This window comes from Micromonospora sp. WMMC241 (assembly GCF_027460165.1).
Lineage (GTDB): Bacteria > Actinomycetota > Actinomycetes > Mycobacteriales > Micromonosporaceae > Micromonospora > Micromonospora humi.
Window position 1 is genome coordinate 515,915 of sequence record NZ_JAPZBF010000001.1, and the last position, 20,472, is coordinate 536,386.

Consider the following 20,472-nt stretch of genomic DNA (forward strand, 5'->3'; position numbering starts at 1 on the left):
GTGCGTCCGGGGAGGGGTCGGGGATGGGTGAGGTAGGACAGCGGCTCGCGGTGGTCAGCGGGGGTGGGACGGGGATCGGGGCCGCCGTGGCGCGAGGGCTCGTGGCGGACGGGTTCGACGTGCTGGTCGTGGGGCGGCGGGGGGACGTGCTCGCGGCTGCCGCCCGGGACATCTCCGCCGAGTGTGGACGTGCGAACGCCGTCGTGCCGGTGGTCGCGGACCTGACCGATCCGGGGCAGATCCGGGCCGTTGTCGACGCGGTCGGCGGGCGGGGCGTGGACGCGATCGTGAACAACGCCGGCGGCTACCTCGGCGGGCCGACCGGCACCCTCGACGAGGTGGCCGCCTGGTGGCGCGCCAACCTCGACGCCAATGTGCTCACCGCGGTCCTGCTCACCGAGGCGCTGCTGCCCGCCCTGCGCCGCCCCGGCGGGCGGGTGGTCCTGCTCAGCTCCATCGCCGCCCAGCGCGGCGGGGGCGGGCCCTACTCGGCGGCCAAGGCGGCGCTGCACGGCTGGGCGTACGACCTGGCCGCGCAGCTCGGCCCGGACCGGATCACGGTCAACGTGGTCAGCCCCGGATACGTCGCCGAGACCGAGTTCTTCGGCGACCGGATGACGCCGGAGGGGCACGCCAAGCGGGTGGCGGCCACCCTGGTCGGTCGGGCCGGGGTGCCGGACGACATCGCCGCCGCGGTCCGCTACCTGGTCGGCCCGTCGGCCGGCTACGTCACCGGGCAGGTCCTCGGCGTCAACGGCGGCTCCGTCCTCGGCCGCTGACCCGACGCGACGGGCGGCGGCCCCCCGTGCGGCCGCCGCCCGTCCCACGCGTCGTGGGTCAGCCGTTGAGCATCTCGTACGCCGAGGACGGCGCCTTCTGCACGTCGTCACCGGTGGGTGCGGCGATCTTCGGCGCCTTGCCGTAGTCGTAGTACTTCGTGACCAGCTTCATCGCCTTCTGCTTGCCGGCCGCGGGCACGTCCAGGGTCAGCGAGGTCAGGTTGCCGTCCGGGCCGACGACGGCGGTGAACGGCACCTTCCGGCCCGCCTCGCCCAGCGCCTTCAGGTCCACGTTCTCGAACGTGGACTGCACGTCGGCGTTGTCGGTCAGGTCCGCCAGCCCGGTGTACGTACCGTTGCCCTTGTCCGTCACCGTGTCCGCGGTGCGGATGACCGCGGCCGTGTTGCCCGGGTCGGCGCCCTGGTAGGCCGGGATGCTCGCCTCGTCCTTGAGCTTGTCCCGGTCCATCGCCATCCAACGCTTCGGCAGCTTCAGCATCTCGTGCAGGCCGGGCAGGCCGGTCAGCTTGACCCGCATCCACAGATCCTTGTCGATCCAGCGGAACGTCATGGCCATGGTGAACTTCGGGTCGTCGTTCTGCTGCTTGAGGGCGAGATCCATGGCCTCGGTGGCCGGGTCCAGCACGCCGGTGTACTTGTCGGCGCCGTCCTGGAGCAGGAACCGGAAGCCCGGGTCCTGCTCGTTCGGGACGGCGGCCAGCAGGGCGGCCTTCGGGTCGGGCGAGGCGGAGGGCGCGGGACCGGCGCCCTCCGAGGAGTCCCCGGTGCCGCACCCGGCGGCCAGGGCGGTGGTGGCCAGCACGGCGGCTGTGCGGAGCACGATCCGCCGGACGGTCGCGGCGGTGCCGTTTCGCTGCGTCATCTTGTTCGACTCTCTTTCCCGGGTCGGGTTGTCGCCGGGAAGCATCGCAGGCCGCCACGGCCGCTCCGCTGCCGATATGCTGCCGTCCGACTGCCGTCGGCCACGGCGGACGACGGCCGGGGGTACGGGGGCGGAAACTCGCATGTCAGAGGCGCTGCGCTTCGAGCTCCTCGGTCCACAGCGGGCCTGGCACGCCGACCGTCCACTCGATCTGGGCCCGGCCAAACAGCGGGCCGTGCTGGCCGTGCTGCTGCTCGCCGCCGGCCGTCCGGTCCACACCGGCCAGATCGTCGAGGCGGTGTGGCCGGAGGAGACGCCGGTCAACGGCGCCAACGTGGTGCAGAAGCACGTGGCCGGCCTGCGCCGGGTGCTGGAGCCGGACCGGTCACCGCGTACCCCGGCCCGGGTGCTCACCCTGACCGACGCCGGTTACGTGCTGCGGGTCGCGCCGGAGGCGGTGGACGCGACACGGTTCGAGCGGGGCGTCCAGCGCGCCCGGCAGGCGCAGGCGGCCGGGCGTACGGCGGAGGCACTGGCCGATCTGGACGCCGTGCTGGAGCTGTGGCAGGGCGAGCCGTTCACCGGGTTCACCGGGCCCTGGTTCGACGCCGCCCGGCACCGGCTGGTCGAGCTGCGGGCGGTCGCGCTGGAGACGCGTACCGAGCTGGAACTGGCCGCCGGCCGGCACGACGAGGCGGTCGGCCGGCTGGTCGAGCTGATCGCCGAGTTCCCGGTCCGCGAGCGGCTGCGTCTCCAGCTCATGCTGGCGCTGCACCGCAGCGGCCGGCAGGCCGAGGCGCTGGCCGCCTACCGGGACTTCGCCACCCTGCTGCGCGACGAGTACGGCATCGAGCCCGGCGAGCCGCTCCAGACCCTGCACCGGCGCATCCTCCGCTCCGACCCGGGCCTCCGGCCGACCTCGGGCGCACCGGCCGGGCCGGGTGCCTCCGACGCGCCGGTGCACGGGCGCGGCGGCACCGACCACGAGCGCGATCGCTCACCCCTGCCGCTCCCGAACCACCCGGCCCCGCCGATCCGGCCCACTCCGCCGGTCGACCCCGCGATCCCGGCGGAGCCCGCGAACTCGGCCCGGCCCTCGACCCCGGTCGTCCCGGTCCCGGCCGCCGTCCCGGCCCAGCCCTCGGCCCCGGCCCCGGCCCCGGCCCCGGCCCCGGCCCCGGTCAGTCCGGCACATCCCGTCAGCTTGGTCCAGCCTCCGCCGGCGAGCCCCGCCGCACCGACGTCGGCCCTGCCGGCCTGGCACTGGCCCGGAGGGCCGCCGTTGCCGCTGCCGGCGACCCCCCGTGGGCATCGCGGCATCCCGGGCTGGCTCAGCGTGGGCGCCACCGCGCTGGGCGCGCTGGTCGCCCTGCTCTCCTTCGGCCTGCTCACCTGGCTGGTGGTGGGCGGATACGCGATCTGGCGGCGGAGCTGGGGCAACGCCCTCGCGGCGGTCTACTACCTGACCCTCGGGGCGGCGTTCGTCATCATCATCGGCTCCAGCGAGACGGAGGAGGTGAGCGACCCGGAGGGCGCGCTGATCTTCCTCTGGCTGATCACCTGGGCGGCCGGCGTGCTGCACGTGACGCTGCTCAACGGCCGGTTCCTCGCCTGGGTCGGCACCTACCGGCGGCGCGGGCCGGCCCCGGCCGGCAGGCTGCGGCGGGAGCACGCCCGCTACCTGCTCTACCACTATCCGACGGCCCGCGGCGAGCTGCGGATCGGCCGGCCCGACCTGCCCCGGGGATACGACGACGGAGGGCTGGTCGACATCAACTCGGTGGCCGAGCACGTGCTCGTCGGGCTGCCCGGCCTCAGCCCGAGCCAGGCCCAGCACCTGGTGCTCGACCGGCGGGTACGCGGCCCGTACGCCTCGATGGAGGAACTGGCGGCGCGGTGCCTGCTGTCGCCGGCGATCAGTGATCCGCTGCGGGAGCTGCTGCTCTTCCTGCCGCCCGAGCCCCCGCCCGGCCCGCCGGCCGCTCCCGCCTCCCCTGGTAGAAATGCCGGATGAGTCAGGATCGGATGGCCGTGCGGGAACGGGCCGAGGCGGTGCTGCGGCGGCTGGCCGGGGACCATGCCCGGCTGCGCGAGGACCAGTGGCGGGCCATCGAGGCGCTGGTCGTCGACCGGCGGCGGGTGCTCTGCGTGCAGCGCACCGGCTGGGGCAAGTCGGCCGTCTACTTCGTGGCCACCGCGCTGCTGCGCGAGCACGGTGAGCACGGGCCCACCGTGATCGTCTCGCCGCTGCTCGCGTTGATGCGCAACCAGGTCGATGCCGCCGCCCGCGCCGGCATCCGGGCCCGCACCATCAACTCGGCCAACCTCGACGAGTGGGACGAGATCACCGCCGAGATCAACGCCGGGGCCGTCGACGTGCTGCTGATCAGCCCGGAGCGCCTCAACAACCCGGACTTCCGCGACGGCGTGCTGCCGAAGCTCGCCGCCACCACCGGCCTGCTGGTGGTGGACGAGGCGCACTGCGTCTCCGACTGGGGGCACGACTTCCGCCCCGACTACCGGCGGCTGCGGACGTTCCTGGCCAACCTGCCCGAGCGCACGCCGGTGCTGGCCACCACCGCGACCGCCAACGCCCGGGTCACCCGCGACGTGGCGGAGCAGCTGGGCGACGCCCTGGTGCTGCGCGGCACGCTCGACCGGGAGTCGCTGCGGCTCGGCGTCCTCGACCTGCCCAGCCCGGCGCACCGCCTGGCCTGGCTGGCCGATCACCTGGACCGGCTGCCCGGCTCCGGCATCGTCTACACGCTGACCGTGGCCGCGGCCACCGAGACGACCGAGTTCCTCCGGGCCCGCGGCTGGTCGGTGGCGGCCTACACCGGGCAGGCCGAGGACGCCGACCGCCGCGCCGCCGAGCAGGACCTGCTGGACAACAAGATCAAGGCGTTGGTGGCGACCAGCGCGCTCGGCATGGGCTTCGACAAGCCCGACCTCGGCTTCGTGGTGCACCTCGGCGCGCCGCCGTCGCCGATCGCCTACTACCAGCAGGTCGGCCGCGCCGGCCGCGCCGTCGACCAGGCCGAGGTGCTGCTCCTGCCCGGCGTCGAGGACGCCGCGATCTGGCGCTACTTCGCCTCGCTGGCCTTCCCACCGGAGGAGCAGGTCCGCGCCGTGCTCGCCGCGCTGGACACCACCCGGCCGATCTCCACCCAGGCCCTGGAGCCGATCGTCGACCTGCGCCGGGCCCGCCTGGAGCTGATGCTCAAGGTGCTCGACGTGGACGGCGCGGTCCGCCGGGTGCGCGGCGGCTGGCTCGCCACCGGCGAGCCCTGGGTCTACGACGAGGCCCGCCTGCGGCGCGTCGCCGACGCGCGCACCGCCGAGCAGCGGGCCATGCGGGAGTACGCGGCCACCTCCGGCTGCCGGATGCGCTACCTGCGGGAAGGGCTCGACGACGCCGGGGCCCAGGACTGCGGCCGGTGCGACAACTGCGCCGGCCCGCTGTTCGACGCTGACGTCTCCGCCGAGGCGCTCACCGCCGCGCAGACCTTCCTCGGCCGCCCCGGCGTCCAGATCGCGCCGAAGAAGCTCTGGCCGACCGGGTTGGACGCGGTGGGCGTACCCCTGAAGGGTCGGATCGCGCCGGCGGAGCAGGCGCTGCCCGGGCGGGCCGTGGGCCGGCTGTCCGACCTGGGGTGGGGCGGGCGGCTGCGGGGCCTGGTCGGGCCGGAGGCGCCGGACGGTCCGGTGCCCGACGACGTGGCCGCGGCCGTGGTCGAGGTGCTGAAGGCGTGGGCGCACGGCGACGACCCGTGGCCGCGCCGCCCGGCCGGCGTGGTCGCGGTCGGCTCCCGGACCCGGCCGCTGCTGGTCGGTTCGCTGGCCGAGCGGATCGCCGCGGTCGGTCGGCTGCCGTTGCTCGGCGTGGTCGTCCCGACCGGCCCGGCCGGCGCGGACGGGCCGCGCGGCAACAGTGCCCAGCGGGTACGCACGCTGCACGACGCCTTCCACCTGCCCGAGGAGTTGACCGACGCGCTGCCCGGCCTGGACGGGCCGGTGCTGCTCGTCGACGACCTGGTCGACTCGGGCTGGACGATGGGCATGGTGGCGCGCCTGCTGCGCCGCGCCGGCGCGCCGGACGTGCTGCCGCTCGCGCTCGCCACGGTGTAAGGCGGGGCCCCCTGTTAACGCTTCCGGTAGAGGAAGGGGCCCCGCTTGACACCCGGCAGGTGCGAGCGGCGCCACCGTCCGCGCGGGCGTCGTCGGCGGGCGACCCGGCCGGCGGTACCGTGGGGCCATGACCGAGCAGCGACCCGTCGTCCAGACGTACACCGTGACCGGGATGACCTGCGAACACTGCGTCCGCGCGGTGACCGAGGAGCTGTCCGCGCTGCCGGGCGTCGAGGAGGTCCGGATCGACCTGGCCGGGGGCACGGCCACGGTCACCAGCGCGGCCCCGCTGCCGGTGGAGTCCGTCCGCGCCGCCGTCGACGAGGCGGGCTACGAACTGGCCGGCGGCGTTGCCTGAGTCCACCGCACCCGCGGTCGACGGTCCGGCGGCCGCCGGCGGTCCCCGGCCGGACGGTCCCGCGCCGGCGGCCGGTGGCGTCGGGAACGGCCCGACCGGCCGCGCGGCAGGTCCCGGTGCCGTGGGTCCCGGTGCCGCGGGTCCGGTCGCGGTGGACCGCGAGACGCTGCGGCTGGCCCTGGTGGTCGGCGGCCTGGTCCTGGCCGTGCTGCTCGGCTTCGGGCTGGGCCGGCTGAACCCGCCGGCGAACCCGGCCGGGGCCGCGCCGGGCGGCGCGACCTCCGCCGCCGCCGTCGCCGGCGACCACTCCCACGCGCCGGGGACCGGCGCGCACTCCCACGACGGCGCCACGGTCACCCAGGGCGGGGGCGACGGCGCGACCGGCCTGTCGATCAGTTCGGCCGGCTACACGCTCGTCCCGTCCGGCCCGGAGCCGACCGCCGGCCGCGCCGGTGAGCTGCGGTTCCAGATCCGCGACGACAGGCGCCGGGCGGTCACCCGGTTCGCCGTCGTGCACGACAAGCCGATGCACGTGATCGTGGTGCGCCGCGACCTCACCGGCTACCGGCACCTGCACCCGACGATGTCCGCCGACGGGACCTGGTCGGTGCCGTTGCCGCCGTCCGACCCGGGCGCCTGGCGGATGTACGCGGACTTCACCGCGGTCGCCGACGACGGTCGGCAGGTCGCCGCGGTGCTCGGCGCCGATCTGGCGGTGCCCGGCGGGTACGCGCCCCGCCCGTTGCCCGCCCCGGCCACGACGGCCACGGTCGACGGGTTCACCGCCGCGTACACCGGCACGCCCGAGGTGGGCCGCGCGGCCCCGCTGCGGTTCCGGGTGACCGCCCCCGGCGGCGGAGTCGCGCCGCTGGAGCCCTACCTGGGCGCGTACGGGCACCTGGTCGCGTTGCGCGAGGGCGATCTCGGCTACCTGCACGTGCACCCGGAGCCGGTGCGCGACGGCGACGCGGTCACGTTCTGGTTGACCGCGCCCGGGCCGGGTCGCTATCGGATGTTCCTGGACTTCCAGGTCGCCGGTGTGGTGCGTACCGCCGCGTTCACGCTCACGGTGGCCTGACCCGGGCCCCGGGGACTGTCGGTCAGCCGGCCCGGCGGACCGGGCGGCGGGCCAGATAGCGGAGCAGGTCGCGGATGTGGTGCTTCTCCTCGGCGGGGACGTTCGGGTCGGCCAGCCGGTCCAGGATCACCCGCACGTCGGCCTCGACCGGGCCGTCCTCGGCGCCTCGGCGGCGGGGCACCGACCCGGCGTCGGGCAGGCCCAGCGCCCGGAACGCGGCGGCCACCGGCAGGTCGAGGGCGGCGCAGAAGCCGCGCACCTTGGCGAGTTCGGGGTAGTCCTGCCAGTCGCCGGCCAGCCAGCGGAACACGGTGGAGCGGCCGACACCGGTGTGGGTCGCGAGGTCGGTCACCGTCCAGCCGCGCTCTTCGCGCGCGTCGTCGATGGCCCGTCGCACGAAGCGTGCGAAGGCCATCTGCGGCGAAACGTCGGTGGCGCCCATCCCTCCGGAATCGTCCCCTTCCGCCGGTGCGCCCGGCTCTGCGCCCCGAGCCTAGTACGCCGGCGCGAGGAAACAACTGACTGATCGGTCGGAAGGTCCCATGGGTGGGACCCACACAGCGTGAACACTTGCGAACTGTCAACTAAGCTGGTCGAAACCCTCCCCGGCAGCGAGTTCGTAAGGAGCAGCATGGCCGAGCCGGACCGTCCCGTCCCGCACCGCCCTGGCGCGGTGAGCCTCTTCTTCGTGGCCAAGGCCGGCGTCTTCGCGCTCGGCTTCTGGATCTGGCTGCTGGTGCTCGCGGCGCAGGGGGATCCGGCGGAGGGCCTGCACCTGATCGCCGCGACCGGCGCGGTCTGCACCACGCTGGTCGGCGTGGTGCTGGGCGCGCGGATGGCGCTCCAGCGCAACGCCGCCGCCCGCCACGCCGAGCTGAAGCGACTCCTGGTCGACATCTCCTGGAACGCGTTCGCCGCCGCCGGCAACTCCGACGAGCCGGCGAAGGTGGTGCCGTTCCCGAGCCCGTCGCCGGACAGCGAGCGGTCCACCAACCGCGGCCCGGGCGAGCGGATCTCGGTGCTGGACCGGGGGGACCGCAACCGGGGGGAGCGCCGCCGCTAGCGCGGTGCCCGGCCCGCGTCCGCGAGCAGCGTCTCCAGCCGGGGCGTGACGCCCCACCGGTCCACCAGCTCGCGATAGTCGGACTGGTTGTCGTCGGTCGGCGGCCCCGCGGTCCGCCGCGCGCGGATCAGCAGGTTGCGCGGCGTGTGCCGGGAGTCGACGAACTCCACCACCTCGGCGCGGTAGCCGTGCAGCCGGAGCAGCCCGGCTCGCAGCGCGTCGGTGAGCACGTCGGCGAACCGCTCGCGCAGGATGCCCTGCCGGGTGAGCAGCTCGTCCGGCCCGGGCGCGGGGCGGGCCCGCAGTTGCGCGGCCAGGTCGTGGTGGCAGCACGGGGCGGCGAGCACCCAGCGGGCGTCCCAGCGCACCGCCCGGGCCAGCGCCTCGTCGGTCGCCGTGTCGCAGGCGTGCAGTGCCAGCACCAGGTCCGGGGCCGGTTCGACAGGTGCCTCGGCGATGGTGCCGGCCACGAAGCTGACCCGGTCGGCCCAGCCCAGTCGCTCGGCCAGTTCGGTGTTGCGGCGCCGCTGGTCCTCGCGGACGTCCACGCCGACCAGCGTCACGTCCAGGCCGCGCTGCGTCAGATAGCGGTGGGCGGCGAACGTCAGGTACGCGTTTCCGCAGCCCAGGTCCACCACGCGCAGCGGGCCGGCGAGGTCGTCCGGCAGGGTGGCGGCGAGCGCGCGGAGGAACGCGTCGACCTGGCGACGCTTGGCGGCCGACCCGCCGATCGCGTCGAACAGCGGGTCGCCGGGGTCGAGCAGCCAGTCCTTGGCCCGGTCGTGCCCGGCCGGCTCGGCGGTCGGCCGGTTGGCCGTGGCGCGGTGCACCTGCGCCTCGCCGGACTTGGTCACCCGGAGCTGGAGCGTGGTGTCGGCGGTCTCCACGTGCCAGTTGCCGAACGGCTCGGCGAGCAGCTCGTCCACGGCCGTGCCGGCCTCCGCGCCAGGGACGACGTTGCGGGTGTGCGGCCGGGCACCGTCCGAGGTGGCGATCTGCAGCCGGGCGCCGGCCTTGAGGGTGACCGGGCGCAGTTCCGCGCGGACCACCGAGGGCCGCTGCCCCCGCCGCCGACCGGCGGCCACGGCCCGGGTCAGGTCCGCGCCGAGCAGCAGCTCCCGTACCTCCCGTAGTGCCGCGTCCAACGGTTCCGCCATGCCGTACCCCTTTCCTTGCCGCCCTGCCGTCCCGTCCGTGCCCGGGCGGTCGATCATGAGGTTGACCGGCGCGGACACGGCGTGTCGCGCGGCCAACTTCATGATCGTCGCCGGTGCCCGGGGTGGGGGCAGGGAGCGGCCCCCGGAACTGGTGGGTCCGGGGGCCGTGGTGTGTCTGGTCCTGGTCAGTCGGTGGTGGCCTCGGCCGGCGCGCCGGAGCTGCCGCCACGACGGCGCCGGCGACGGCGCGGCTTGGCGGCGGTCTCGCCCTCGCCGGCGGCCGCGACGGTCGGCTCCGCGCCGCCCTCGGCGGTGATCACGTTGGTCGGCTGCTCGCCGGCCAACGTCTCGCCCGCCCGGCGGCGGCGCCGGCGACGCGGGGTACGGGTGCCCTCGTCGGCCCCGGCCTCGGTCGGCTCGCTCCCGACGGCGGGTGCGCCGCCGGTCTCGCCCCCGCGACCGCGCCCGCGGTCCCCACCGCGGCCCCGGCTGTCGCCGCCCCGACCACGGCTGTCGCCGCCCCGGCCCCGGCTGTCGCCGCGACGCGCACGGCCGCCGCCCAGGTCCTCCTCGACCTCGGCCGACAGGCCGGCGCGGGTGCGCTCGGCGGTCGGCAGGGTGCCGCTGACGTCCTGGGAGATGTCCAGGTCGGTGTAGAGGTGCGCGGAGGTGTGGTAGGTCTCCGGCGGCTCGGGCATGTCCAGCCCGAGGGTCTTGTCGATGATCCGCCAGCGGGGCACGTCGTCCCAGTCGACGAACGTCACCGCGACACCGGTCGCCCCGGCCCGGCCGGTGCGGCCGATCCGGTGGGTGTAGGTGTCCTGGTCCTCGGGGCAGTCGTAGTTGATCACGTGGGTCACGCCGGTGACGTCGATGCCCCGGGCCGCCACGTCGGTGGCCACGAGGGTGTCGATCTTGCCGGCGCGGAACGCCCGAAGGGCCCGCTCGCGGGCGCCCTGACCCAGGTCGCCGTGCACCGCCGCCACGGCGAAGCCGCGGAAGTCGAGGTCCTCGGCGACCCGGTCGGCGGCCCGCTTGGTGCGGGTGAAGATCATCGTCAGCCCGCGACCCTCGGCCTGCAGGATCCGCGCCACGATCTCGATCTTGTTCATCGAGTGGGTGCGGTAGGCGAGCTGCTGGGTCTGCGGCGACGGGCCCGTCTCGGCCGTGTGCCCGGCGTGGATCGTCACCGGCCGGCGCAGGAAGCGCCGGGACAGCGCGACGATCGGGTCCGGCATGGTGGCCGAGAAGAGCATGGTCTGCCGGTCCTCCGGCAGCATCGCGAGGATCTTCTCGACGTCGTCCAGGAAGCCCAGGTCGAGCATCCGGTCGGCCTCGTCGAGCACGAGCGCGCGCACCCGGTCGAGCCGCAGGTGCTTCTGCTTCTGCAGGTCGAGCAGGCGGCCGGGCGTGCCGACCAGGATCTCGACGCCCTTGCGCAGCGCCTCGATCTGCGGCTCGTACGCCACGCCGCCGTAGATCGGCAGCACCCGGACGCCCCGGGTGCGGCCCGCGGCGTCGAGGTCCTTGGCGACCTGGATGCCCAGCTCACGGGTGGGGACGACGACCAGCGCCTGGGGCACGCCGTCGCTCCCCTCGGACGGGGCGAAGACGCGCTCGAGCAGGGGGATGCCGAAGCCGAGCGTCTTGCCGGTGCCGGTCGGGGCCTGGCCGATCAGGTCGACGCCGCGCAGGCCGATCGGCAGCGCGTATTCCTGGATGGCGAAGGCGCGGGTGATGCCCGCGGCGGCGAGCGCCTCGACGGTCTCCTGACGGGCGCCGAGCGCGGCGAACGTGGGTGCCTCCGGCGGGACCGGAGCTGTGGGGGCCAGTGGCTGGCCGATAGTCTGCTCACTCATGTGGATGTGGGGGTGCCCTCTCGTGGTGCGCCCCTCATGTCCTCAGGGCGCGAACGGTTTGGCGCGGGCCACGCGGTCGGCGGCGGTTTCGCCGAGCCGGACCGGGCCGCACGCGCTCCGGGGACCGGTGCTGATCAGCAAAGCTGACCTGGTCGGTGCCCACGGCAACTGTCTCATCCTACCTGAACAGCCTCTCAGTCGTCCCGATTCCGGGTGCCGACCGCGTATCCAGGGGTGCCTCGTGTGACCTGCGCCACATGGCAACGGGGCGGTAGCCTGCGCTCGTGTCCGCCCCCGACCCTGCCGCCGTCGACCTGTTCGGCCTCGTCGCGTACGGCGAGTTGCTCGCCTTCGACCGGCTGGCCGCCGACGCCCGACTCGCTCCCGACCTGCGCCGACGGGCCGCGCTCAGCGAGATGGCCGCGGCCGAGATCGCGCACTACCGGTGGCTCGCCGACCGCCTCGGCGCGCTGGGCGTGGCCCCCGAGGAGGCGATGACCCCCTATGTCGACGCATTGCGGGCGTACCACGCCTCGACCGAGCCGCGGGACTGGGCGGAGGCGGTGACCAAGGCGTACGTGGGCGACGCGATCACCGACGACTTCCTGCGCCGGCTCGCCGGCGGCCTGACCGGGCCGGATCGCGCGCTGCTGCTCGACGTCCTGCACGACTCCCGGTACGCCGAGTTCGCCGCGGCCGAGATCCGGGCCGCGCTGGCGGTCGACCCGAGTGCGGCCGGCCGGCTCTCGATGTGGGCGCGGCGGCTGCTCGGCGAGGCGCTCTCGCAGGCGGGCCGGGTCGCCGCCGCCGACCGGGGCGCGCTCGTCGCGTTGATCGGCCGGGCCGGCGTGGACGTGCCGACGCTGCTGCGCGAACTGACCGAGGCGCACGCCGCGCGGATGTCGGCCGCCGGCCTCAACAACTGAGCTGGGTCGGCCGGAACAACTGAGCCGGCCCGGAGGACCGGGCCGGCCGGAGCGACTGAGTCGCCGCGGCGGGTGACCCCGCCACGGCGACCGGCGCGACGCGGATCAGCGGACGGTGAACCCGACGGCGCGGGGCGAGGCCTCCGCGATCTCGACGTAGGCGACCTTGCCGACCGGCACGATGACCCGCCGGCCCTTCTCGTCGGTCAGGGAGAGCGTGCCCTCGCTCCTGGCGAAGGCGTCGGTCACGATCTGCTCGATCTCGGCCGGCGACTGCGCGCTCTCCAGGACCAGCTCCCGCGGCGCGTACTGCACGCCGATCTTGACCTCCACTGTGCCTCCTCAACTGGGGCGAAAAAGCCACCGTGGGAAGGCTATCCGATCGGACGGCGCGATGTTCAGGCTGACTCACCTTGCAGCGGGAAGCTCGCGATGCCCCGCCAGGACAGCGCCGCCACCAGCGCCTCCGCCTCCGGCTTGGCCACCTGCCGACCGCCGGCCAGCCAGAACTGGGCGGCCGTCTCGGCGGCGCCGACCAGCCCGGACGCGAGCAGCTCGGCGTGCGCCCGGCTGGACCCGGTGTCCGAGATGATGGTGTCGGTGATCGCCGCGATGCAGCCCTGCTCGACCCGCTCCACCCGCTGCCGTACGGCCGGGTCGTTGCGCAGGTCGGATTCGAAGACCAGCCGGAACGCCTCGCTCTCGTGGTCGACGAAGTCGAAGTAGGCCCGCACCGCCGCGCCGACCCGCTCCTTGTTGTCCTGCGTGCCGCGCATCGCGTCGTGCACCTTCGCGACGATGGCGTCACAGTGCGTGTCGAGCAGCGCGAGGTAGAGCTCCATCTTTCCGGGGAAGTGCTGATAGAGAACCGGCTTGGAGACGCCGGCCCGCTCGGCGATGTCGTCCATCGCCGCGGCGTGGTAGCCGTGCGCCACGAACACCTCCTGGGCAGCGGCGAGCAGCTGCTTACGGCGCGCCGAGCGGGGCAGGCGGGTGGGCCGGCCGGCGGTCTGAGAACCGTTCCCCACTGCGGTCATGGGAACCTCCGAGTATCTGCGTCGAGCCGGCACGTATCGCCCGAACCGGGCCGGGTTCGTGAACCCGTCGCGGAATTGGCCCGCCGCTGTAACTTATCGCCACTGTCACCACACGGTAGCCTCAGCGGGGGCGACCAAGGAGCGCGCGGTGAGTGAAACAGGGCAACCCGGAGCCGCCACCCCGGGAGAGCACGGCGACGGGACGGGTCAGCAGGACGACCCGGCCCGCACCGGCGGCGGTTGGGCGCCCCCGGCGAACGGCTGGTCCCGAGGCGCCCCGGCGCCCGGTGGCTGGCCCTACGGCGACCTGGGCGGTGGCTGGGCCGCCTCCTCGCCCCGGCACGGCGACCTGCCGGCCCCGCTGCCCGGTCACGCGGCCGAGGAGCCGCCGGCCCGCGCCAACGGCCGCCACGTCAACGGCGTGCGTCACGCCGGGGAGGAGTCGCCCGTGACCCGCCAGGCGCCGGTGAGTGCCCCGCCCGTGGGCGAGCCGCCGCGGGAGACCGACGGCGACCGGTTGGCCGTGCCGGCCCCGCGACCCGCGCCCGCGGTCGAGCAGCAGCCCGATGCGACCGGCTCCCGCCACGCCTCGGACGACACCGCCGCCGGGCGGCTCCCCCGCTGGGCCGAGACCGGTCCGACCTCCGCGCCCCCGGCACTCCAGGTGCCGCCGGTCGGCGCCGCCGCCTCCGGCTTCGAGGTGCCGCCGGGTTTCCACGCGCCGACCGTCGACCCCACCGCCCCGTCGCTCTCGCGTGGCTGGGCCGACCGGGGCCCGGTCGAGCCGGCCGCGGCCGCCCGCGCCGAGCAGCCCTTGACCGAGCCGCCGGCGCAGCACCCGGTCGACCCTCGCGCGTCCGACGGGGCCCGCGCCGCCGCCGACCCACGAGGCGCCGGGGCGGACGACCCGGGCGCGGGCCCGGGCGGGCCGGACTGGTCCGGCCCGTCCTGGAACCGTCCGAGCTGGGGCGACGGCTGGGCCCCGCCGTGGGCCCGCACGGACGAGCCGGCCGGGCGCCGGGCCGGTCGCGACGACGAGCCGGCCGGGCGCCGGGCGGTTCCCGACGACGGGCCCGGCCTCCGCCGGGCGGTTCCCGACGATGGGCCCGGCCTCCGTCGGGCGGTTCCCGACGACGAGCCCGTCGACCGGGCGCCCCGCGACGACGAGCCGAGCGGTCGCCGTGCCGCCCGGGAGGACCGCGCCGCCGAGTGGGCGCCCGAGCCGGTGCGGCCGTACGAGCCGGCCCGCGTCGATCCGCCCACCGGGTACGAGCCACCCCGGCCCGAGCCGGTCCGACCGTACGAGCCGGTGCGGGCGGAGTCGGGTGCCGGGCACGAGCCGCCGCACCCGGAACCGACCCGACCGTTCCGGCTGCCCCGCGAGGACCCCGAGCCGCGTCCGGGGCACGAGCCGGCCGCCCAGCGGCCCTCCTGGGCCGGCCCGCCGGTGCCGGTGACCCCGTTCGGCGCGCGTCCCGAGCCGACCGCCGTCCCGCCGACGCCGCGCGAGGCGCCGGCCGGTCCGCCGCCGGCGGCGTACGCTCCCGCGCCGGCCGCCCGGGCCGCCGGTGAGCCGGCCGACGAGCCCGCGCGCGCGCCGGACCAGCCGTCCGCCGAGCCGGCCGGCGTCCCGCCGGTCTCCGCCGCCCCGGCGCCGTTCGACAGCTTCCGGGCGCCCCGGCCGACGAGCGCCCCGCCCTACGCGGCCCGCCGGTCCGCCCCCGAGCCGCCGCCGGCCGCCGCCGCGCCGGTCGCCGAGTCCCCGGCCGCGGAGCCGGCCCCGCCGGTGCTGCCGCAGCGCGTTCCCGCCGAGCCGGACGTGCCGGTCGTGCCGGAGCCACCGGCGGTGGAACCGTCCGCCGAGACTCCCGAGCTGGCCCGCATCGCCACCGACCTGCGCCGGGACGACGAACCCGCGCCGCTGCGGGAACGGCCGGAGGGCTTCGACGTGAACGCCATCCTGGACGCGGTCCGGGAGGTGGCCGGCGTCCGTGACGCCGCGCTCCGCCGCACCCCGGCCGGGGCGCACAGCCTCCGGCTGGACCTGGCCGACGGCGCCGATCCGGCCGACGTGAGCCGCCTGGTGGCCCGCCTGCTCCAGGAGCGGATGGGCCTGGCCGCCGCGCCGCAGAACCTGCCCGGCGCGCCGGCCGTGCCGCCGCCACCGGTCCGCCGCCGGTCCGCCGCCGCGCGCGGCGACCGCATCGGCGAGCTTCCGACCGAACCCCGATCGGGTACGCCCCGGTCGCGCGCCGACGACGAGCCGGACGCCCCGGCGCGTGCCGCGGTGCCGCCCGGCCCGGCCGGTGACGACACGCCCGCCCGGCCCGGTCTGGTGCGGACGGCGAACCGGCCGGCCGAGAACCGCTCCGGTGAGGGCCGGTTCGGCGGGGTGGAGTCGCGCACCGGCCGATCCACCGAGGCGCCCGCCGAGGGCGTCGAGCCGGGCGGCGAGCCGCCGCGCCGACGTCGCCAGTCCACCCACCGGGGCCGGGCCACCGTGGACGAGACGTCGTTGGCCGCCGCGCCGACCGGCATGTCCACCGGCAGCCCGGTCACGCTCGGCACCTCGTACTCCGGTGGGCAGATGACCACGACGGAGACCGCGCCGTCGCGACCGCTGGACCCGGGCGGCGCGCCGGGGCCCCGGGTGGTGATCGACCACGTCCTGGTGAGCACGTTCGGGCTGGACGCCACCACCGAGGTCCGCCTGCTCGCCGGGGACCGGGCGGCCGACGGGCACGCGACCGGGCCGGCGGTCGACGGGTACGTGCTGCGGCTCTGCGCGGTGGCCGCGGCCGCCGCGGTGGACGAGCTGCTCGGCGGCGGGGACGTCCCGGCCGGTGAGCGGGGCCGCTGCTTCGTCGAGCACGCCGCGGTGGTGCCGTTCGGCAACTGCGAGGTGGCGACCGTGGTGGTGCTGCTGGTCTGCGAGGGGTGGGTGGAGCAGTTGGCCGGCTCGGCGCTGGTGGCCGGCGATCCGCGGCAGGCCGTGGTCCGGGCCACCCTGGCGGCGGTGAACCGCCGCCTGGAGGCGCTGCTCGCCTGAGGAGTGGTGCGGTCGGGGCCGCCCGGGGAAGACTGGAGACATGAAGCGTGCCGCACTCTGGCCGGATCATCTCCTCCCCGCGCACCACGTCCCGCCGCCCTGGCCCGGCCGGCACGTGCCGCTCGACGGCACACTCGTGCACGTCCGGGACACCCCGGCCACCACACCCGACGCGGAGCCGGCGCTGTACGTGCACGGCCTCGGCGGCTCCGCGCAGAACTGGACCGACCTGGCCGGCCTGCTCGCGGGCCGGCTCGACGGCCAGGCGATCGACCTGCCCGGTTTCGGGCGCAGCGAGCCGGGGCGGCGCTACACGATCCCGGCCTTCGCCGACCGGGTGGTCCGCTGGATCGAGCACAGCGACCGGGGGCCGGTGCACCTGTTCGGCAACTCGCTGGGCGGCGCGGTCGCGGTCCGTGTGGCGGCGTTGCGGCCGGAGCTGGTCCGCACGCTTACGCTGATCTCGCCGGCCCTGCCGTTCCTGGACTTCCGGCGTTCGTTGCAGGGGCGGATGCTGCCGGTGCTGGTGATCCCCCGGGGCGAGCGGCTGGCCGCCTGGCGGCTGGCGCAGCTCGCACCGGAGGTGATGGCGCAGCAGGTGATGGAGTCGTGCGTGGCGGACCTGACCCGGATCAGCGAGCAACGCCGGCAGGAGGCGATCGACGAGATCCGGATCCGGTACGAGGCGGCCCACTACGCCGCCGCCTACGTGCGCACGTTCCGGGGCCTGGTGGGCAGCTTCCTGCGGTCGTACCTGCCGGGGGAGGGCGCGCTCTGGCGGCAGGCCGCCTCGGTGCGGGTGCCCACGCTGGTGGTGGGCGGGCGGCAGGACCGACTGGTCGACGTGCGGGTCGCCCCGCAGACCGCCCGGGTGATCCCGGACAGCCGGCTGCTGATGCTCGACGGTGTCGGGCACGTGGCCCAGCTCGAGGTGCCCCGGGTCGTGGCCCGGGCGGTGCTGGGGTTGCTCGACGAGGCGGCATCGGCCCCGGTCCCGGTGGCGGCCGGGTCGCCGGACGTCGCCGCCACGCCGGGCCCGGCGGAGCGGAAAGCGCAGGCCACGGCCCTGGTCACCGGAACGGGGGAGAGCGAAAGCGGGCGTGACGTGGCAGGCTGAGCCGGATGCCCAGCTCCCGCCGTCCGCGTGCCGCGCGGTCCACGTCTCTGGCCCGCCGGTGGCGTACCGCCGTGGTGGTCTGCGCGTTCCTCGCCGCCGCCGGGGTGGGCGTCGGGGTCGCGTTGCGGCTGCCGCCGGCCGGCGCGAAGGAGCTGGTTGCCGACGGGTTCGCCGCGCAGCCGCCGGCGCCGACGGCCGCGCCGTCGTCCGCCGCGCCGCCGCCCGTCGCGCCCAGCTCGCCGGCGGCGCCGGTGCTGGCGCTGCCCGGTCCGGTGCCCGCGCACGGCAGCGGCGGTTTCTCCTACGACGACCGGTCCGGCGGCGTGCTGGGTCGGGCCGGGGTGCTGCGCCGGTTCCGGGTGGCGGTGGAGATCGGCTCCGGTGAGCAGGCACGTGCCTTCGGCGACGCGGTGCAGCGGGCCCTGGCCGGGCCGGGGAGTTGGGTGGACGGCGGTCGGCTGCGGTTGCAGCGGGTCGCGCCGGGCACCCGGTACGACTTCACGATCTACCTGGCCTCCCGGGACACCGCGGGCCGGCTGTGCGGGGCGGGCGGGATCGACATCCGCAAGGGCGGCGTGCCGTACACGTCCTGCCGGGTGCCCGGCAAGGTCGTGATCAACCTGGATCGGTGGCGCACCTCGGCGCCGCACCTGGTGGCCGCGCGGATGCCGCTGGACACCTACCGGCTCTACGTGGTCAACCACGAGGTCGGGCACCAGCTCGGGCACCACCACGAGGCGTGCCCGGGTGCGGGCCGGCCCGCGCCGGTGATGCAGCAGCAGACGCTGTTCCTCGACGGTTGCCGGCCGAACCCGTGGCCGTACCTGGGCGGGAAGCGGTACACCGGGCCGTCGCTGTGAGTCGATCGCGAAAGATATTCGCGGCATAAGCGGTAAAGCAGCTAAATGCCCGAATTGCGTGTCACGCTGGTGTCATGACGTCGTCGTCCCCGTACGACCCGCCCGAACGTCCCGGGCTGCGCCGGATGCGGCGCCGCCGCCGGCGCTCGGCGCTGCTGCTGGCCATGCTGGTCGCGGCCGTCGGCGGCGCGGTGGGGATCACCCGGCTGAGCGAGCCGCCGCGACCCGAGCGGCTGCCGCTCGCCGCCGAGCCGACGCTGATGCCGGACGCCGACACCGGACCGGCGGCGTCGCCGACCGGCTATCCCACCGCCGGCCCCGGCACCTTCGCGGTGGCCGAGGGCCGATCACCGGTACGCGGCGACGCCGGCCCGCTGCGCCGCTACCGGGTCGAGGTCGAGCAGGGCGCCGGGCCGGACGTCGACGCGTTCGCCGCCACCGTCGACACGGTGCTCGGGGACCCACGCAGCTGGATCGCCTCCGGCCGGCTGCGGGTGCAGCGGGTGCCGGAGGCGGCCGCCGCCGACTTCACCGTCTACCTGGCCACGCCGGTGACCTCGGAACGGATGTGCGCCGAGGGAGGCCTGCACACCGAGCGGTACACGTCCTGCCGGCTGCCCGGCCGGGTCGTGCTCAACCTGGCGCGCTGGATGACGGCGGTACCCGACTACGGCGCCCCGCTGGACGTCTACCGGACCTATGTGATCAACCACGAGGTCGGGCACGAGTTCGGCGAGCTGCACCAGTCCTGCCCCCGCCCCGGCGCGCCCGCCCCGGTGATGCAGCAGCAGACGTACGGGCTGGAAGGCTGCGTGCCGAACGCCTGGCCGTACGTCGACGGGGTGCGGTACGAGGGCGAGCCGACCGACGGCGTCTGAGTTATTCCCGGTCCCGCAGTTCGGGCCGGGTGTCCCTCGTCATGGCCGATCGTCGGTGCGGCGAGCGACAATGGCGCGGTCCCACCGCCGATCCCGGGGAGTCCACCGTGTCGTTGCCCCCGCTCGTCGAACCCGCCGCCGAGCTGACCGTTGACGAGATCCGCCGCTACTCGCGCCACCTGATCATCCCGGACGTCGGGGTCGAGGGGCAGAAGCGGCTGAAGAACGCCCGGGTGCTCTGCGTCGGCGCCGGCGGTCTCGGCTCGCCCGCCCTGATGTACCTCGCCGCCGCCGGTGTCGGCACGCTCGGCATCATCGACTTCGACACCGTCGACGAGTCCAACCTTCAGCGCCAGATCATCCACGGCGTCTCCGACGTCGGCCGCTCCAAGGCCGAGTCCGCCGCCGCCACGATCCGCGAGATCAACCCGCTCGTGCACGTGGAGATCCACAACACCGCGCTGGACCGGGAGAACGTCAAGGACATCTTCTCCCGCTACGACCTGATCGTCGACGGCACCGACAACTTCGCCACCCGCTACATGGTCAACGACGCGGCCGTGCTGCTCGGCAAGCCGTACGTCTGGGGTTCGATCTACCGCTTCGACGGCCAGGCCTCGGTCTTCTGGGCCGAGCACGGCCCCTGCTACCGCTGCCTCTACCCGGAGCCGCCGCCGCCCGGCATGGTGCCGTCCTGCGCCGAGGGCGGCGTACTCGGCGTGCTCTGCGCGTCCATCGGGTCGATCCAGGTCAACGAGGCGATCAAGCTGCTCGCCGGCATCGGTGAGCCGCTGGTCGGCCGGCTGATGGTCTACGACGCCCTGGAGATGAGCTACCGCAAGATCAAGGTGCGCAAGGACCCGAACTGCGCGCTGTGCGGCGAGAACCCCACGGTGACCGACCTGCTGGAGGACTACGAGGACTTCTGCGGCGCGGTTTCCGAGGAGGCGCAGGAGGCGGTGGTCGACTCCACCATCACCGCGCTGGAGCTCAAGGAGTGGCAGGACGCCGGCAAGGACATCTTCCTGGTCGACGTCCGCGAGCCCGCCGAGTACGAGATCGTCCGGATCCCCGGTTCGACTCTCATCCCCAAGGGCGAGATCCTCTCCGGCGAGGCGCTGGCGAAGTTCCCGCAGGACCGGCAGATCGTGCTGCACTGCAAGTCCGGTGTCCGGTCCGCCGAGGCGCTCGCCGCGCTGAAGGCGGCCGGCTTCAAGGACTCGGTGCACGTGCAGGGCGGGGTGCTCTCCTGGGTCAAGCAGGTCGACCCGTCACTGCCCGCGTACTGAGTCGCCTGTCG

The 20,472-nt window shown here is 75.6% G+C and carries 18 protein-coding genes; 12 read left to right on the forward strand and 6 right to left on the reverse strand.

The window, feature by feature from the left end:
* Positions 1-23: 23 nt before the first annotated feature.
* The gene (locus O7598_RS02530; protein WP_269689846.1) at positions 24-779 is read left to right on the forward strand and encodes an SDR family NAD(P)-dependent oxidoreductase; all 756 of its coding nucleotides are present in this window, start codon (positions 24-26) and stop codon (positions 777-779) included.
* 58 nt (positions 780-837) lie between these two features.
* Here the strand turns inward: O7598_RS02530 and O7598_RS02535 are convergent, their stop codons facing one another.
* Complete coding sequence (locus O7598_RS02535; RefSeq protein ID WP_269689847.1) at positions 838-1,662, reverse strand: hypothetical protein; 825 nt, start codon at positions 1,660-1,662, stop codon at positions 838-840.
* 142 nt (positions 1,663-1,804) lie between these two features.
* Here O7598_RS02535 and O7598_RS02540 point away from each other — a divergent pair, with 142 nt between their 5' ends.
* The 4 genes from O7598_RS02540 to O7598_RS02555 all read left to right on the forward strand — a co-directional run bounded on the left by O7598_RS02540 (position 1,805) and on the right by O7598_RS02555 (position 7,226).
* The gene (locus tag O7598_RS02540) at positions 1,805-3,676 is read left to right on the forward strand and encodes a BTAD domain-containing putative transcriptional regulator (protein ID WP_269689848.1); all 1,872 of its coding nucleotides are present in this window, start codon (positions 1,805-1,807) and stop codon (positions 3,674-3,676) included.
* Positions 3,673-5,790 carry a RecQ family ATP-dependent DNA helicase gene (locus O7598_RS02545; RefSeq protein ID WP_269689849.1) on the forward strand — a complete coding sequence of 706 codons (2,118 nt, stop codon included), beginning with the start codon at positions 3,673-3,675 and terminating at the stop codon, positions 5,788-5,790. The genes O7598_RS02540 and O7598_RS02545 overlap by 4 nt, the downstream gene beginning before the upstream one ends.
* Before the next feature lie 127 nt (positions 5,791-5,917).
* The gene (locus O7598_RS02550) at positions 5,918-6,148 is read left to right on the forward strand and encodes a heavy-metal-associated domain-containing protein (RefSeq protein WP_269689850.1); all 231 of its coding nucleotides are present in this window, start codon (positions 5,918-5,920) and stop codon (positions 6,146-6,148) included.
* A 121-nt stretch (positions 6,149-6,269) separates the two neighbouring features.
* Positions 6,270-7,226: a hypothetical protein gene (locus O7598_RS02555; protein ID WP_269689851.1), complete on the forward strand. Its 957-nt coding sequence runs from the start codon at positions 6,270-6,272 to the stop codon at positions 7,224-7,226.
* Between the two features lie 22 nt (positions 7,227-7,248).
* On the opposite strand, the gene O7598_RS02560 is transcribed toward O7598_RS02555, so the two are convergent.
* Positions 7,249-7,668, reverse strand: coding sequence for a helix-turn-helix domain-containing protein (locus O7598_RS02560; RefSeq protein WP_091065599.1), 420 nt, complete (start codon positions 7,666-7,668; stop codon positions 7,249-7,251).
* Positions 7,669-7,857: 189 nt separating this feature from the next.
* Between O7598_RS02560 and O7598_RS02565 the strand changes: the two genes are divergently transcribed.
* The gene (locus O7598_RS02565; RefSeq protein WP_269689852.1) at positions 7,858-8,289 is read left to right on the forward strand and encodes a hypothetical protein; all 432 of its coding nucleotides are present in this window, start codon (positions 7,858-7,860) and stop codon (positions 8,287-8,289) included.
* On the opposite strand, the gene O7598_RS02570 is transcribed toward O7598_RS02565, so the two are convergent.
* Together O7598_RS02570 and O7598_RS02575 are read right to left on the reverse strand one after the other, a co-directional pair.
* Positions 8,286-9,446 (reverse strand): class I SAM-dependent methyltransferase, encoded by a 1,161-nt coding sequence (locus O7598_RS02570; RefSeq protein ID WP_269689853.1) that lies wholly within the window; start codon positions 9,444-9,446, stop codon positions 8,286-8,288. The genes O7598_RS02565 and O7598_RS02570 overlap by 4 nt on opposite strands.
* A gap of 185 nt (positions 9,447-9,631) precedes the next feature.
* Entirely contained in the window at positions 9,632-11,305 is a 1,674-nt protein-coding gene (locus tag O7598_RS02575) for a DEAD/DEAH box helicase (RefSeq protein ID WP_269689854.1), read from the reverse strand.
* Between the two features lie 284 nt (positions 11,306-11,589).
* Here O7598_RS02575 and O7598_RS02580 point away from each other — a divergent pair, with 284 nt between their 5' ends.
* Complete coding sequence (locus tag O7598_RS02580) at positions 11,590-12,231, forward strand: ferritin-like fold-containing protein (RefSeq protein WP_269689855.1); 642 nt, start codon at positions 11,590-11,592, stop codon at positions 12,229-12,231.
* 105 nt (positions 12,232-12,336) lie between these two features.
* Here the strand turns inward: O7598_RS02580 and O7598_RS02585 are convergent, their stop codons facing one another.
* Together O7598_RS02585 and O7598_RS02590 are read right to left on the reverse strand one after the other, a co-directional pair.
* Positions 12,337-12,564, reverse strand: a complete 228-nt coding sequence (locus tag O7598_RS02585; protein ID WP_030502928.1) for a DUF3107 domain-containing protein — start codon at positions 12,562-12,564, stop codon at positions 12,337-12,339.
* Positions 12,565-12,629: 65 nt separating this feature from the next.
* Complete coding sequence (locus O7598_RS02590; RefSeq protein WP_269689856.1) at positions 12,630-13,268, reverse strand: TetR/AcrR family transcriptional regulator; 639 nt, start codon at positions 13,266-13,268, stop codon at positions 12,630-12,632.
* A gap of 148 nt (positions 13,269-13,416) precedes the next feature.
* On the opposite strand from O7598_RS02590, the gene O7598_RS02595 reads away from it, so the two are divergent.
* The 5 genes from O7598_RS02595 (at position 13,417) to moeZ (ending at position 20,461) form a co-directional block, all read left to right on the forward strand.
* Positions 13,417-16,317 carry a hypothetical protein gene (locus O7598_RS02595; protein ID WP_269689857.1) on the forward strand — a complete coding sequence of 967 codons (2,901 nt, stop codon included), beginning with the start codon at positions 13,417-13,419 and terminating at the stop codon, positions 16,315-16,317.
* 40 nt (positions 16,318-16,357) lie between these two features.
* Positions 16,358-17,434, forward strand: a complete 1,077-nt coding sequence (locus tag O7598_RS02600; RefSeq protein ID WP_269689858.1) for an alpha/beta fold hydrolase — start codon at positions 16,358-16,360, stop codon at positions 17,432-17,434.
* Between the two features lie 5 nt (positions 17,435-17,439).
* On the forward strand, positions 17,440-18,294 hold the full coding sequence (locus O7598_RS02605; protein WP_269689859.1) for a DUF3152 domain-containing protein: 855 nt from the start codon (positions 17,440-17,442) through the stop codon (positions 18,292-18,294).
* A 74-nt stretch (positions 18,295-18,368) separates the two neighbouring features.
* Positions 18,369-19,172, forward strand: coding sequence for a DUF3152 domain-containing protein (locus O7598_RS02610; protein WP_269689860.1), 804 nt, complete (start codon positions 18,369-18,371; stop codon positions 19,170-19,172).
* Positions 19,173-19,213: 41 nt separating this feature from the next.
* Positions 19,214-20,461 carry an adenylyltransferase/sulfurtransferase MoeZ gene (gene moeZ, locus O7598_RS02615; RefSeq protein ID WP_269689861.1) on the forward strand — a complete coding sequence of 416 codons (1,248 nt, stop codon included), beginning with the start codon at positions 19,214-19,216 and terminating at the stop codon, positions 20,459-20,461.
* Positions 20,462-20,472 lie beyond the last annotated feature (11 nt).

Coding starts and splice junctions, on each gene's coding strand:
- moeZ (WP_269689861.1), top strand. CDS start 19,214: ATGGCCGATCGTCGGTGCGGCGAGCGACAATGGCGCGGTCCCACCGCC.
- O7598_RS02570 (WP_269689853.1), bottom strand. CDS start 9,446: ATGGCGGAACCGTTGGACGCGGCACTACGGGAGGTACGGGAGCTGCTG.
- O7598_RS02600 (WP_269689858.1), top strand. CDS start 16,358: ATGAAGCGTGCCGCACTCTGGCCGGATCATCTCCTCCCCGCGCACCAC.
- O7598_RS02590 (WP_269689856.1), bottom strand. CDS start 13,268: ATGACCGCAGTGGGGAACGGTTCTCAGACCGCCGGCCGGCCCACCCGC.
- O7598_RS02575 (WP_269689854.1), bottom strand. CDS start 11,305: ATGAGTGAGCAGACTATCGGCCAGCCACTGGCCCCCACAGCTCCGGTC.
- O7598_RS02565 (WP_269689852.1), top strand. CDS start 7,858: ATGGCCGAGCCGGACCGTCCCGTCCCGCACCGCCCTGGCGCGGTGAGC.
- O7598_RS02560 (WP_091065599.1), bottom strand. CDS start 7,668: ATGGGCGCCACCGACGTTTCGCCGCAGATGGCCTTCGCACGCTTCGTG.
- O7598_RS02550 (WP_269689850.1), top strand. CDS start 5,918: ATGACCGAGCAGCGACCCGTCGTCCAGACGTACACCGTGACCGGGATG.
- O7598_RS02530 (WP_269689846.1), top strand. CDS start 24: ATGGGTGAGGTAGGACAGCGGCTCGCGGTGGTCAGCGGGGGTGGGACG.
- O7598_RS02540 (WP_269689848.1), top strand. CDS start 1,805: ATGTCAGAGGCGCTGCGCTTCGAGCTCCTCGGTCCACAGCGGGCCTGG.
- O7598_RS02535 (WP_269689847.1), bottom strand. CDS start 1,662: ATGACGCAGCGAAACGGCACCGCCGCGACCGTCCGGCGGATCGTGCTC.
- O7598_RS02610 (WP_269689860.1), top strand. CDS start 18,369: ATGACGTCGTCGTCCCCGTACGACCCGCCCGAACGTCCCGGGCTGCGC.
- O7598_RS02545 (WP_269689849.1), top strand. CDS start 3,673: ATGAGTCAGGATCGGATGGCCGTGCGGGAACGGGCCGAGGCGGTGCTG.
- O7598_RS02605 (WP_269689859.1), top strand. CDS start 17,440: ATGCCCAGCTCCCGCCGTCCGCGTGCCGCGCGGTCCACGTCTCTGGCC.